General features: G+C 36.5%; 11 protein-coding genes. 7 read left to right on the forward strand and 4 right to left on the reverse strand.

Translation table 11 applies throughout. From position 1 onward, the window contains the following. Positions 1 to 157: 157 nt before the first annotated feature. The 3 genes from metK (at position 158) to DB895_RS03270 (ending at position 2,952) form a co-directional block, all read left to right on the forward strand. Positions 158 to 1,408, forward strand: coding sequence for a methionine adenosyltransferase (gene metK / locus DB895_RS03260; protein WP_116723927.1), 1,251 nt, complete (start codon positions 158 to 160; stop codon positions 1,406 to 1,408). A 138-nt stretch (positions 1,409 to 1,546) separates the two neighbouring features. Continuing rightward, positions 1,547 to 2,338, forward strand: coding sequence for a hypothetical protein (locus tag DB895_RS03265; protein WP_116724082.1), 792 nt, complete (start codon positions 1,547 to 1,549; stop codon positions 2,336 to 2,338). Beyond that, positions 2,338 to 2,952 carry a deoxynucleoside kinase gene (locus tag DB895_RS03270; protein WP_116723928.1) on the forward strand — a complete coding sequence of 205 codons (615 nt, stop codon included), beginning with the start codon at positions 2,338 to 2,340 and terminating at the stop codon, positions 2,950 to 2,952. The genes DB895_RS03265 and DB895_RS03270 overlap by 1 nt, the downstream gene beginning before the upstream one ends. A 72-nt stretch (positions 2,953 to 3,024) precedes the next feature. Here DB895_RS03270 and DB895_RS03275 read toward each other — a convergent pair whose 3' ends face one another. From DB895_RS03275 to DB895_RS03290, 4 genes are all read right to left on the reverse strand, one after another. Then, positions 3,025 to 5,577, reverse strand: coding sequence for a sodium-translocating pyrophosphatase (locus tag DB895_RS03275; RefSeq protein WP_116723929.1), 2,553 nt, complete (start codon positions 5,575 to 5,577; stop codon positions 3,025 to 3,027). 114 nt (positions 5,578 to 5,691) lie between these two features. Further along, positions 5,692 to 6,222, reverse strand: a complete 531-nt coding sequence (locus tag DB895_RS03280; RefSeq protein ID WP_116723930.1) for an inorganic diphosphatase — start codon at positions 6,220 to 6,222, stop codon at positions 5,692 to 5,694. A gap of 216 nt (positions 6,223 to 6,438) precedes the next feature. Further along, positions 6,439 to 8,919 (reverse strand): DUF5686 and carboxypeptidase-like regulatory domain-containing protein, encoded by a 2,481-nt coding sequence (locus DB895_RS03285; protein ID WP_116723931.1) that lies wholly within the window; start codon positions 8,917 to 8,919, stop codon positions 6,439 to 6,441. A gap of 132 nt (positions 8,920 to 9,051) precedes the next feature. Further along, positions 9,052 to 10,029, reverse strand: a complete 978-nt coding sequence (locus tag DB895_RS03290) for a pyruvate dehydrogenase complex E1 component subunit beta (RefSeq protein WP_116723932.1) — start codon at positions 10,027 to 10,029, stop codon at positions 9,052 to 9,054. 270 nt (positions 10,030 to 10,299) lie between these two features. Between DB895_RS03290 and DB895_RS03295 the strand changes: the two genes are divergently transcribed. From DB895_RS03295 to DB895_RS03310, 4 genes are all read left to right on the forward strand, one after another. After that, positions 10,300 to 11,046: an electron transfer flavoprotein subunit beta/FixA family protein gene (locus DB895_RS03295; protein ID WP_116723933.1), complete on the forward strand. Its 747-nt coding sequence runs from the start codon at positions 10,300 to 10,302 to the stop codon at positions 11,044 to 11,046. A 115-nt stretch (positions 11,047 to 11,161) separates the two neighbouring features. After that, the gene (locus DB895_RS03300; protein WP_116723934.1) at positions 11,162 to 12,127 is read left to right on the forward strand and encodes an electron transfer flavoprotein subunit alpha/FixB family protein; all 966 of its coding nucleotides are present in this window, start codon (positions 11,162 to 11,164) and stop codon (positions 12,125 to 12,127) included. A gap of 121 nt (positions 12,128 to 12,248) precedes the next feature. Next, a complete protein-coding gene (locus DB895_RS03305) occupies positions 12,249 to 12,875 on the forward strand; it encodes a bifunctional nuclease family protein (protein ID WP_116723935.1) in 627 nt (208 codons plus the stop codon). A gap of 55 nt (positions 12,876 to 12,930) precedes the next feature. Beyond that, the gene (locus tag DB895_RS03310) at positions 12,931 to 13,755 is read left to right on the forward strand and encodes a thymidylate synthase (RefSeq protein WP_116723936.1); all 825 of its coding nucleotides are present in this window, start codon (positions 12,931 to 12,933) and stop codon (positions 13,753 to 13,755) included. Positions 13,756 to 13,765: the final 10 nt, after the last annotated feature.

Raw genomic sequence — 13,765 nt, forward strand, 5'->3', positions numbered from 1 at the left:
CAATTCAATTTGGTTTCATACATTTGCAAACTATTTTAGAGGAAAATTTGAACTGATTGCAACCTCGTTAAAAAATGCTAAAGCAGAAAATCTCTCCTTTAGCTTTTTTCCCAAGCAATCCATCTTTTCTCGATTAATTTAAAAAAAAACAAATCTTATGGCTTATTTATTTACGTCAGAATCAGTGAGTGAGGGACATCCAGACAAAATAGCTGATCAAATATCAGATGCATTAATTGATAATTTCTTGGCCTTTGACCCTGAGTCAAAAGTAGCGTGTGAAACTTTGGTTACAACGGGACAGGTGATTCTTGCTGGCGAAGTAAAATCTGAAACGTACTTGGATGTTCAGACTATTGCAAGAGATGTCATCAAAAAAATTGGTTACACTAAGAGTGAGTATATGTTTGAAGCCAATTCTTGCGGCGTTCTTTCTGCCATACACGAACAATCTCAAGACATTAACCAAGGCGTTGACAGAGCTAGTAAAGAAGAGCAAGGAGCTGGTGATCAAGGAATGATGTTTGGTTACGCAACAAATGAAACAGAAAACTTTATGCCTCTGGCTTTAGATTTGTCTCATAAATTATTGCAGGAATTAGCTGTTTTACGTCGTGAAAACAACGAAATTACCTATTTGCGTCCTGATGCAAAATCACAGGTAACTTTAGAGTATGACGATAATAACAAACCAACTCGAATTGATGCTATTGTAATTTCTACACAACATGATGATTTTGACGAAGAGCAAACGATGTTGGCAAAAATAAAAAGTGATTTGGTTGGGATTTTAATTCCAAGAATTATCAAAAGTAATCCACAATATGCTCATTTATTCAATGACAAAATCACCTACCACATTAACCCAACCGGGAAATTCGTCATCGGCGGACCACATGGTGATACTGGATTAACAGGAAGAAAAATCATTGTTGATACTTATGGTGGAAAAGGGGCTCACGGTGGTGGTGCATTCTCTGGAAAAGACCCAAGTAAAGTAGACAGAAGTGCGGCCTATGCCACGCGCCATATCGCCAAAAACCTTGTTGCCGCCGGTGTTGCCGATGAAATTTTGGTTCAAGTTTCTTATGCTATCGGAGTTGCAAAACCAATGGGGATTTTTATTGACACCTATGGAACTTCAAAAGTAAATTTGACCAACGGAGAAATCGCTAAGAAAGTGGAGGCTATTTTTGACATGCGCCCTTATTTTATTGAGCAACGTTTGAAATTAAGAAATCCAATCTATAGCGAAACTGCTGCCTACGGACACATGGGGCGCAAACCCGAAACTGTTACCAAAACCTTTTATGCCCCAGGTGGAATTGAAAAAACAGTAACTGTAGAATTGTTTACTTGGGAAAAATTAGATTTCGTAGATCAGGTCAAAACGGCTTTTGGTCTATAAAATTCAACTTACAGATCTTGAGCATTTACAATAAATTCAAAGAACCATTCGTTACGGCGAATGGTTCTTTTTTTGGATCTAGATTTCAAAGCCAAAACAAAAATCAATCTTGTTGCCTTTTATCGTAATTTAGCATGTATGAAAAATCTACTCTGTTTGTTTCTTTTTTTTCAAATGGGAACCGTTTCTTGTCAGGAGAAAAAATGGCTTGCCACAAAAATAGACACCCTCCAATTTCAAGCCGATTCTTTTATTGGCTTTGATACATTTGGCGCCTACTACTACATCAAAAATAATGTTTTGATCAAAAAAAACAAAACTAAAACCTGGCAATACAAAAACCTTTCCTTGAATAAAATTTCGAAAGTCGATTTGCAAAACCCATTGAATCTTGTTGTATTCTATGAAAATTTCAATACTGTAGTATTACTCGACAATCAACTTAACGAAATTCAGAAAATTAACTTTTCCGAAAATACCATTCCAATATTAGCCACGGCAACAGGATTGGCGTTTGGAAACCGACTTTGGATATACAACAGTTTAGCACAACAAATTGGACTCTATGATTATCTGAAATCAGAATTTAAAACTATAACAGTTCCTTTTATTGGAAACATAAAACCATACGATACCAATTACAATTATTTTCAATGGATAGACGAAAATCAAAATTGGTCCCGATGCAATATTTTTGGCAAAGTTACTGTTCTCGGTAAAGTTCCCGAATTTGACCTTATCCAAGCAATTTCTGACTCAGAGATAGTTTACAAAAAAGGAGATACTTTATATTATTATACTTTGAACGGAAATAAGACTACCATAATTCATTTTAACGAAAAAACCTTTGAAAGTTTTTATTATAAAGACCAAATTTTATCTATTTTTACATTCAAAGGAATTACGAATTATAAAATCACTATACCATAATGCACATAGCAATAGCCGGAAACATTGGCGCAGGAAAAACGACCTTAACACGTTTATTGGCAAAACATTTTAAATGGGAACCTCATTTTGAAGATGTTGTTGACAATCCCTATTTGGATGATTTTTACCACCAAATGGAGCGTTGGTCTTTTAACCTGCAGATCTACTTCCTCAACAGTCGTTTTAGACAAGTGTTGCAAATTCGCGAAAGCGGAAAAAAAATCATTCAGGACAGAACCATTTATGAAGATGCTCATATTTTTGCGCCTAATCTTCATGCCATGGGATTAATGACCAATCGTGATTTCCAGAACTACTCCTTACTATTTGAATTAATGGAGGGTTTGGTTGGCGCTCCAGATTTATTGATCTATTTGAGAAGTTCCATACCTAATTTAGTAGGGCAAATTCACAAACGAGGTCGCGAATATGAAAACACAATTTCTATTGATTATTTAAGTCGTTTGAACGAACGCTACGAAGCATGGATACACACGTATGATAAAGGTAAACTTTTAATTATAGATGTTGACCAATTGAATTTTGTGGATAATCCCGAAGATTTAGGATTTATAATTAATAAAATTAATGCCGAAATAAACGGATTGTTTTAATATTTACAATTTTTATTATAACAAAAATGCCTCACTTTCATGAGGCATTTTGTTTTAAATTACTTGTGAATATTATTTGGAAGCGACTATTTTAGCTTTTACTTCATCTTCAGTTCCCTCAAATGTTTTTGTTTCAGATTTTCCGTCAACGGTAGTCACAACCGTCGCTTTTGATTTCCCATTCGTGTTGGTAATTTCTACTCTGACCTCTTTCCCGGAAGTTTCTTTTTTGGCACAACACGCTTTCTCTTCTTTGTTTATAAACTTTCCATTTGTATCGTATTGAGACATGCACATGGCTTTATCCTCTGGCGAACATCCCATTTCTTCGCACATAACAGCACATTCATCTTTGGTCATGGTTGCACATTTGCTCATGTCGCATTTGCCCATCATCATGTTCCCTTCCGAGCACTCCATTCTCATTTGCACAGTCTTATCTTCTCCCTTATTACCGTTTCCTAAAATTGGAGCAATTACCAATCCAATCAAACACGTTAATTTAATCAAAATATTCATTGATGGCCCCGAAGTATCTTTAAAAGGGTCTCCTACTGTATCTCCAGTCACCGCTGCTTTGTGTGCATCAGAACCTTTGAAAGTCATTTCTCCATTTATTAAAACCCCAGCTTCAAAAGATTTCTTGGCATTATCCCAAGCACCCCCGGCATTATTTTGGAACACAGCCCAAAGCACGCCTGAAACGGTAACCCCAGCCATATATCCTCCTAACATTTCTGCAATTAGTTGATTGTTATCTCCGTAAACCAATTTGCCTAACAATACAATTACAATTGGAAAACCAATGGTCATGATTCCAGGTAACATCATTTCACGTAACGCTGCTTTAGTAGAGATATCAACACATTTTGCATATTCTGGCTTACCTGTTCCTTCCATAATCCCCGGAATTTCCTTGAACTGACGACGCACTTCATATACCATATCCATAGCTGCTTTCCCTACGGAATTCATCGCTAGAGCGGAGAAAACCACGGGTATCATTCCACCAACGAATAACATGGCCAAAACGGGAGCTTTAAAAATATTAATCCCATCAATTCCTGTAAAAGTTACATAAGCCGCAAATAAAGCCAATGAGGTCAAAGCTGCCGAAGCAATAGCAAAACCTTTTCCCGTTGCTGCAGTGGTATTACCTACTGAATCTAAAATATCTGTTCTTGATCGAACTTCTTTAGGTAATTCGCTCATTTCGGCAATTCCACCCGCATTATCGGATATTGGTCCAAAAGCATCAATCGCCAATTGCATCGCTGTAGTAGCCATCATTGCCGAAGCAGCCAAAGCTACACCATAAAATCCAGCCAAGGCATAAGAAGACCAAATTGCAGCAGCAAACAAAAGTACGGTTGGAAAAGTAGAAATCATCCCTGTTGCCAAACCAGCAATAACGTTAGTTCCTGCTCCAGTGCTTGATTTTTGCACAATAGCCATAACTGGTTTTGTACCTAAACCCGTGTAATATTCCGTTACTGATGAAATTGTTGCTCCAACAACTAAACCTACAATTGTTGCATAAAAAACCCGCATTGATGAAATATCTTGCAACCCTTCACCAAAGAAATTCATTTTCATGGTTTCCGGCAACATAAATTTAACCAAGACAAAACAAGCAACAGCAGTTAAGGCTATTGAAACCCAGTTACCAATGTTCAAAGCCTTTTGAACTTGCGCCTCTTTTGCGTTAGCATCCGTAATTTTAACCAACATCGTTCCGATGATAGAAAATAATATTCCAAAACCAGCAATTGCCATTGGCAACAAAATTGGCCCAATGCCTCCGAAAGCATCTTCAATTTTTCCGCCCATATCCTTAATGACATAGTTCCCTAAAACCATTGCCGCTAAAACAGTTGCTACGTACGACCCAAATAAATCGGCTCCCATACCAGCAACATCACCAACGTTATCACCAACGTTATCTGCAATTGTAGCAGGGTTTCGAGGATCGTCTTCTGGAATGCCGGCTTCTACTTTACCCACTAGATCCGCTCCCACATCGGCAGCTTTAGTATAAATTCCACCTCCAACACGCGCAAACAAAGCGATTGATTCGGCTCCAAGAGAAAAACCAGCTAATGTTTCCAACACTTTGGTCATGTCTTCATTAGAAGTCCAAACCCCGTTCATGAAAAAATGGTAAAAGAAAATAAAGAAAGAAGTTAGTCCTAAAACAGCCAAACCTGCAACACCTAATCCCATTACGGTACCACCCCCAAAAGAAACCTTTAAAGCTTGCGGCAAACTCGTCCGAGCGGCTTGTGTAGTTCTCACGTTAGTTTTTGTGGCGATTTTCATCCCCATATTTCCCGCCAAGGCTGAGAAAAAAGCTCCCAAAACAAAAGCGACTACTATTAATATATGTGTAGTTGGACCTACGAATGAAATCACAGCTAAAACAATGCTTGCAATTAAAACGAACAAGGCCAGTAATCTATATTCAGCCTTAAGGAAGGCCAAAGCCCCCTCGTAGATATGATCCGAAATCTCTTTCATTTTACCATCACCGGCATCTTGTTTCAAAACCCAAGCTTTTTTGACGGCCATAAAAGCCAGTCCAATTAATGCCATAACTATTGGCACATAAATCATCAATGATTCCATATTATAATTATTGGTTATTAAATATTTGATTGTAAATGTACCAAAATGATTACAAATAAAAAAGCAATATTCTAATTAGAATATTGCTTTTTATATAATATTTATCCTAAAAAATTATTTTATACTAAATAATCCCTCTGGTTTATTCTTAATTTGATCAAAACGCTCGGTACATTCCGTAATAATCGCATGAGCTTCACTCAAGTCCCCCCAACCCTCAACATCTACTTGCTTGTGTTCCAAATCTTTGTAAACTTGGAAAAAATGTTCAATTTCTTTCAGGAGGTGTGGATTAATATCCGTCAGATTTTCTAATGAATTCCAAATCGGATCTGAAACCGGTACACAGATTATTTTTTCGTCTGGTCCTTTATCATCAGCCATGTGAAAAACCCCAATAGGCTTCACTTCCATTACGCATCCGGGGAAAGTTGGTTCATTAATTAGAACCAAAACATCTAATGGATCCCCATCTAAAGCTAATGTTTCCGGAATAAATCCGTAATCAGCAGGATACATCATAGACGAAAATAACATTCTGTCAAAACGCATTCTTTTTATTTCGAAATCATATTCGTATTTATTTCTGCTTCCTCGTGGTATTTCGATTAAAACGTCGAAAGATTTTAATTTTGCTGCGGTCATTTTATTTATTTTTTTCTATAATTACGTGTGCAAAAATAAACAAATAATACACTTTAACAATTAAAAAAGCATTATCTATTTGCTAAGTCTATATAAATACCACACTAAAACATTATGCATTAGGAGAATTTGAAAGCCAGTCATTTATTTCTAAAAAACTGTCCCTTTTGCTGAACACCTGAGTTTTTACCAAATGATTTTATTCCTTACTGATGACTAAAAATAAAACCCAAATGATCCCTTTATAGAAAATCGATTGGCATCAGGCATATTCAAATAATTGCCTCTCCAAGAAAAATCAATACGAAATGCCTTGAAAATATTCCCAATTCCGGCATTATATTCCCAATACACTTTATCAGGTGCATTGTATATTAATCCTGAGGCATTAATTAATTTATTGTTTTCTGAGACAGTTCCATATACTGACTTTATGCCTACAATCTCCCTCCAATTTAGTTTTCCCATGAATGGAATTCTGGAGAACAACCTGCCTCCAAAGTTATGATCCCATTTTAAAGTCATGTATTGATCTGCCACAAATTCGTAATACTTCAAATTGCTAAAAGTATTTGAAATTCCAAAAAGGGATTGATTCCCCGGCACGACGTTCATAAGACCTAAAGGGACGTTCCCAAAAGTTTTTCCCATTTCAACTGTCAGATTCGATCTTCCCAAAGGCCCAATTATAATGGGCTGTTTATAATATAACTGCACCTTTTTATAATTAAAATCACTAGCGAGTACATCTTTAAATCCCTGATTATAATTTATAAAAATAGTTGTAAAAGGACTGTCGGCATGATCTCTTTCCACTCCGTAACCAATTGGTTTTTTGTTTGGTAAACATTCAATCTGAAAATTAACCTCAGACTGGTTGACTTTACTTTTCGTATTAGTTTGTGACAAATCCGTATAATAATCCAAGCTAAACGTGGGAGAAGCCGATTCTAAAGTGCGATACGAAAATCCGGTTCTGAAAATCAAATTTTTTACGGGTTCTACCTCTATTTCCAGATTGGTCAAATTGACATTGGTGAGTTTTCCATTGCTTCCAAAGGTAAATAATCCTGAAGAAGCATAACTGCGGCCCAAAATATTGTTTGAGGTAGTGAGTGAAGCCCCAGTTTGTTCAATATCCCTTCGGTTACCTGCTGAAATAATGATTCTGTTTTGCTTTTCAATCATCCATTTTCCGGAAATGCCATATTTGAATTTATTATCTTTAAATCCATAAGCTGTATAGGCTTGTAAACGCCAAGGGTCACTAGCTCCAAAATAAGTCCTCATTCCTGCCCGCAAACGCAATCCTTCTACTTCATTATTCCCTATAATCGTAAAAAGAGGGCCGTAATCAAAAATCCCGTTATGAAAATAGCCACTATCAAGCATCGTAATTAAATCATATATCTGATTGAATTTTTTGACCGTTTTCAAGGTATCCAACATTTTATAAACTCCTAACTCGTCTTTAGTTAGTTTTTCAAAACGATTTTCTTTCCAATATTCCTCTGGCTTGTTATAGACTTCGTTGTCAATAAAATTGACCTCATCTTTATAAAACGAAGTTGGTTTTTTCTTGTTGAATTCGTGATTCCTGTAAAGGGAAGTCCGTTTTCCGTAAACCCCTTTAGAATTTTCTTTTTTATTTAATGCAAAGTCAGACATCATATAATCACGGGTCATAAGAAAAACGGAGTCGTTCATAACTTCAAATTCCTGCTCGATATAAATGTCCTTTATCCAGTTAATGTTGGCACTTTTTGTTACTGCCATGCTAATTTTTTTTATGGCATAAGTGGTGTCGTTTACCCAAAAATCGCCTTTGAAAGTCAATTCGTTTTTTCGTCTTGGATAAAAAACAATATTATAACACCATTTTTTATCTACAAAAGCGCTGTCTCTTAACACATAATTGTAAGTATCAATTCCCGTTTTTGACAGAGGACTGGTAAAACTTTTGTCGAAAAAGGTAAGATGGTTGCTGTAAATATCGTAATCCGAGTATAAATCTTTAACAAAAGACAGAATTTGCTGGTTGCTTTCAAAACCTGAATTCTTGTTGGCTTTCAACTTCTCCTTTACCTTCTTTAATGTATTGTCTCCATAAACATCATAAAGTGATTCATTAATAAAGATAGGCAAATATGTTTTTCCTGTGATTTCAGAAGTATCTACCTGCTTAAAAATAAACTCCATGCCTTTGAAAATCTTATTTTTCATATAAGCACTATCAATTGAATTCATATCGAACTCGACTTTTTCATATTTTTCCATTTTATATTGGTCAAACATGTTCAAGCCGTTTTTACGTTTGCGTTCCCATATTTTTCTTAAGATATCTAATGCGGGATTATTCTTTTTTGATGTTTTCCCTGCATAGATAACTACTTCTTTTAGTTGTTGCCCGTCACTTAACTGAATCTTAAAATTGTAGTTGATGGATTTTGTCAGCGGTACTTCTTTGGTTTCAAAACCTATAAAAGAAACGATTATTGAAGTATATGTTTTTGCGGACTCGAGGTAAAACCGACCATCTTCATTAGTAACTATTCCTTCATTAGAATTTTTAAAAATCACATTCGCATAAGGCACAGGATGATTTGTATTGTCTACAACAATTCCGCTAACCTTGGTTTGGGCCAAGGCAAAATTGACTATTAACAATACCAATCCTAAAAATAATTTATCTTTCATAAGCAAAAAAACTTCACCAGAATTATACTGATGAAGTTTCAAATATAGTTATTTTGATTTCTGAATCCCTAGATTTTTAGATTTTTACAACGTTAAAGTTTAAGCAAATCAAAATCCTGAAATGGAACAAATCTATTTATACATTACTTTTTTAACTGCTTTAATCACATCATTTGCGTTTGGTAACCATTCTTTCAATAAAGTTGGCGAATAAGGAGCCGGAGTGTCTGCGGTAGTGATTCTTTGAATTGGTGCATCCAGAAAATCGAAGGCACGCTCTTGAACGATATATGTAATTTCTGAAGATACACTAGCAAATGGCCAAGCTTCTTCAAGAATCACCAATCTGTTCGTTTTTCTTACCGAAGTTAAAATTGTTTCATGATCCATCGGACGAACCGTTCTTAAATCGATGATTTCACAAGATATACCTTCTTTGGCTAATTCATCGGCAGCATGGAAAGCTTCCTTGATGATTTTTCCAAAAGATACAATTGTAACATCGGTTCCTTCTCTTTTTACATCGGCAACTCCAATTGGTATGATGTATTCACCATCTGGAACTTCGCCTTTATCACCATACATTTGTTCTGACTCCATGAAGATAACTGGATCGTTATCACGAATCGCCGCTTTCAGCAATCCCTTAGCATCATAAACTGTAGACGGAACAATAACTTTTAGCCCAGGAGTATTGGCAAACCAATTTTCAAAAGCTTGGGAGTGTGTTGCGCCTAATTGTCCCGCAGAAGCAGTAGGACCACGAAAAACCATTGGCATAGGAAATTGTCCAGCAGTCATTTGCCTCATTTTTGCCGCATTGTTGATAATTTGATCGATTCCAACTAAAGCGAAGTTAAAGGTCATGTATTCTACAATTGGTCGGCAACCGTTCATCGTTGAACCTACGGCGATACCAGCAAAACCTAGTTCTGCAATGGGCGTGTCAATGATTCTTTTTGGCCCAAATTCCGCAAGCATTCCCTTTGATGCTTTGTAAGCACCATTGTATTCCGCCACTTCTTCACCCATTAAATATACGGTCTCGTCGCGACGCATTTCTTCACTCATTGCTTCGCAAATTGCCTCTCTAAATTGTATCGTTCTCATATTTTATTTATTGTATGTCTTTAATTTTCGAAAAGCAAAAATAATTATTTAAAATCACTTAAATGCATAAAATAGTTTAAATTAATATGCAACCCATTTATCCCTGCCCCATCTTCGATTTTCCAGTTGATACAGAGTCATCATATTATTGAATAATCACCATAAATAAATCGATACAACATTAAAAAATATTATGCACGCATAATATATTATTCGAATTATTATCCTATTTTTGTGTCTACTTTATTAGAAATATATAATTCTGAAAATATGAAAATATTAGTTTGCATCAGTCACGTTCCTGATACTACTTCCAAGATTAACTTCATCAATAACGACTCTCAATTTGACACTAATGGTGTACAATATGTGATAAATCCTAACGACGAATTTGGCCTAACCAGAGCCATTTGGTTTCAAGAACAACAAGGAGCCCATGTAACTGTTGTGAATGTTGGCGGTCCTGAAACCGAATCTACTCTAAGAAAAGCATTAGCAATAGGTGCAAACGAAGCCATTAGAATAAATTCAACTCCTACAGACGGTTTTTTTGTTGCCAAACAATTAGCCGAAGTCATAAAAACGGGAAGTTATGACTTAATTATAGCTGGGAAAGAATCACTGGATTATAACGGCGGAATGGTTCCAGGCATGTTAGCCGGACTTTTAGGGTATAATTTCTTGAACTCTTGTGTTGCATTGACCGTTGAAGGAACTACTGCAAAAGCGGCTCGTGAAATTGATGGCGGAAAAGAAATTGTTTCCACCACATTACCCTTAATTATTGGAGGACAAAAAGGATTGGTGGAAGAAAAAGATTTGCGAATTCCTAATATGAGAGGTATCATGACGGCAAGAACCAAAACATTAACCATTCTTGAACCCATAGCGGCTTCTTCTGAAACTAAAGTGGTGAAATTTGAAAAACCAGCCCCAAAATCGGCAGTAAAATTAGTGAGTGCCGACAATTTGGATGAATTAATTAATTTATTGCACAACGAAGCGAAGGTGATTTAATCTTCTCCTAACCCCTCTCAAAGGAGGGGAATAAAAAAAATAAAAAGCAATATGCCGAGCTTTAGTTCCTCTCCTTTGAGAGGGGTTGGGGTGAGGATAAAAATCTAAAATCATTATGTCTATATTAATATACGCAGAATCCGCAGAAGGAAAATTTAAGAAAGTCACTTATGAATTGGCTTCTTACGCAAAAAAAGTAGCCACATCATTAGGAACCACTGTTACAGCAATTACCTTCAATATTGCTGATGTTTCAGAATTATCAAAATATGGTGTTGATAAAGTTTTAAAGACAGGTGACCCCAAATTAACGGGGTTCAATGCCAAAGCCTATGCCAACGTCATCAAACAAGCTACTCAAAAAGAAAATGTAAAACTTGTTCTATTGTCTTCCACAACCGACAGTTTGTATTTAGCCCCACTAGTTGCAGTAGCACTTGAAGCGGGTTTTGCCTCAAATGTGGTAGGTTTGCCCGTGAGTACTTCCCCTTTTCAAGTAAAAAGAACCGCATTTTCCAACAAAGCGTTTAACATAACCGAAATCAGCACAGAGGTAAAAGTATTGAGTTTGTCTAAAAACTCGTATGGCATTATTGAAAATGAATCCGCAGCAACCGAAGAGGCTTTTAACCCAGCCCTTAGCGATGCCGACTTTGGAATAAAAGTGGAAACCGTAGAAAAATCATCCGGAAAAGTAACCATTGCCGATGCCGATATTGTTGTTTCTGGCGGTCGCGGATTAAAAGGCCCTGAAAACTGGGGAATGATTGAAGAATTGGCCGCTGTTTTAGGAGCAGCAACTGCCTGTTCAAAACCAGTCTCTGATTTAGGCTGGAGACCACATGGGGAACACGTAGGCCAAACAGGAAAACCGGTATCCACCAACTTATATATTGCCATTGGAATCTCTGGAGCCATACAACACATTGCTGGAATTAACGCTTCAAAAGTAAAAGTGGTAATCAACTCCGATCCAGAAGCCCCATTCTTTAAAGTGGCCGATTACGGCGTTGTTGGTGATGCGTTTGAAATCGTTCCTAAATTAATCGAAAAATTAAAAGTGTTTAAAGCAGCTAATTAATAAAATACTTTTATAGTTCTATCCAAAGGCTTTCTAAATCACAAAATTCAGAAAGCCTTTTTGATATTATTATTTGCAAAAAATTTTGTAATTTTATTTAATACAATGTACTTTTGCAACTATGAGTCTAGTAAAATTAACTATAAAAGGAATTTCATACAGTCAGACACAAAACGGTGCTTATGCCCTAATTCTGAACGAAGTGGACGGAGAGCGAAAATTACCCATTGTTATTGGGGCTTTTGAGGCGCAATCTATTGCCATTGCTTTAGAAAGAGAAATCAAGCCACCCCGACCACTTACTCACGATTTATTTAAAAATTTTGCCGACCGGTTTGATATCGTGGTAAAACAAGTCATTATTCACAAATTAGTAGATGGTGTTTTTTACTCTAGTATCATTTGCGAAAGAGATAAAATTGAAGAGATTATAGACGCACGAACTTCAGACGCCATAGCTTTGGCCCTGCGTTTTAACGCACCCATATTTACCTATAAAAACATATTAGAAAAAGCGGGAATCTACCTTAAATCAAACCCACTTGAAGCCCAAAACCCTTCGAAAGATTTAGGCGGCATACTTTCAACTCCCGAAACATTTGGCAAGGAGGAAAGCAACAAATCAGAAGGAACTTATAGTAAGCAAAGTTTATCCGAATTAATGGAACTATTGGATGGAGCCGTTCAGGACGAAGATTACGAAAAAGCCGCCAAAATTAGAGACGAAATTTCCAAAAGAGAATCATAAAAAGGCCTTTGGGATTAATAATTTACCTAAAACCCAGAACCTAGATACCCAAAAAATGAAACAATACCAAGATTTAGTACAACATGTTTTAGACCACGGAACCCCGAAAGGTGACCGAACCGGAACCGGAACAAAAAGCGTTTTTGGGTACCAGATGCGTTTTGATTTGAGCGAGGGATTCCCAATGGTTACCACAAAAAAGTTGCATTTAAAATCGATTGTATATGAATTACTTTGGTTTTTGAAAGGAGAAACCAATATTGCCTATCTTAAAGAAAACGGCGTAAAAATTTGGGACGACTGGGCAGATGAAAATGGCGAATTGGGTCCCGTTTACGGACATCAATGGCGCAATTGGAATAGCGAAGAAATTGACCAAATTACTGAATTAATTGAAACGTTAAAAACAAATCCAAACAGCAGACGCATGCTGATTTCTGCTTGGAATCCATCCGTTTTACCTGATACAACCATTTCTTTTTCAGAAAATGTGGCCAATGGAAAAGTGGCTTTACCTCCCTGCCATGCCTTTTTTCAATTTTATGTGGCTAACGGAAATTTATCCTGTCAGTTATACCAACGAAGTGCCGATATCTTCCTCGGAGTACCCTTCAACATCGCTTCTTATGCCTTGCTAACAATGATGATTGCCCAAGTATGCAATTTGGAAGTAGGTGAATTCATTCACACTTTTGGAGACGCTCACATTTACAACAATCATTTTGAACAGTTGGAACTGCAACTTTCACGCGACCCAAAACCATTGCCAAAAATGATTTTGAATCCTGCAATCAAAAATATTTTTGATTTCACTTTTGAAGATTTCACTTTAGAAGGATATGAACCCCATGCCCATATTAAGGGAACTGTTGCGGTATAATTCCGTAATA

Origin of the sequence: Flavobacterium psychrotolerans, from assembly GCF_003097635.1 — a bacterium.
GTDB classification, from domain to species: Bacteria; Bacteroidota; Bacteroidia; order Flavobacteriales; family Flavobacteriaceae; genus Flavobacterium; species Flavobacterium psychrotolerans.

Excerpts from the sequence above, each read along its gene's own strand:
- DB895_RS03295 (WP_116723933.1), top strand. The coding sequence starts at position 10,300 with ATGAAAATATTAGTTTGCATCAGTCACGTTCCTGATACTACTTCCAAG.
- DB895_RS03305 (WP_116723935.1), top strand. The coding sequence starts at position 12,249 with ATGAGTCTAGTAAAATTAACTATAAAAGGAATTTCATACAGTCAGACA.
- DB895_RS03275 (WP_116723929.1), bottom strand. The coding sequence starts at position 5,577 with ATGGAATCATTGATGATTTATGTGCCAATAGTTATGGCATTAATTGGA.
- metK (WP_116723927.1), top strand. The coding sequence starts at position 158 with ATGGCTTATTTATTTACGTCAGAATCAGTGAGTGAGGGACATCCAGAC.
- DB895_RS03265 (WP_116724082.1), top strand. The coding sequence starts at position 1,547 with ATGAAAAATCTACTCTGTTTGTTTCTTTTTTTTCAAATGGGAACCGTT.
- DB895_RS03280 (WP_116723930.1), bottom strand. The coding sequence starts at position 6,222 with ATGACCGCAGCAAAATTAAAATCTTTCGACGTTTTAATCGAAATACCA.
- DB895_RS03290 (WP_116723932.1), bottom strand. The coding sequence starts at position 10,029 with ATGAGAACGATACAATTTAGAGAGGCAATTTGCGAAGCAATGAGTGAA.
- DB895_RS03285 (WP_116723931.1), bottom strand. The coding sequence starts at position 8,919 with ATGAAAGATAAATTATTTTTAGGATTGGTATTGTTAATAGTCAATTTT.
- DB895_RS03310 (WP_116723936.1), top strand. The coding sequence starts at position 12,931 with ATGAAACAATACCAAGATTTAGTACAACATGTTTTAGACCACGGAACC.
- DB895_RS03270 (WP_116723928.1), top strand. The coding sequence starts at position 2,338 with ATGCACATAGCAATAGCCGGAAACATTGGCGCAGGAAAAACGACCTTA.
- DB895_RS03300 (WP_116723934.1), top strand. The coding sequence starts at position 11,162 with ATGTCTATATTAATATACGCAGAATCCGCAGAAGGAAAATTTAAGAAA.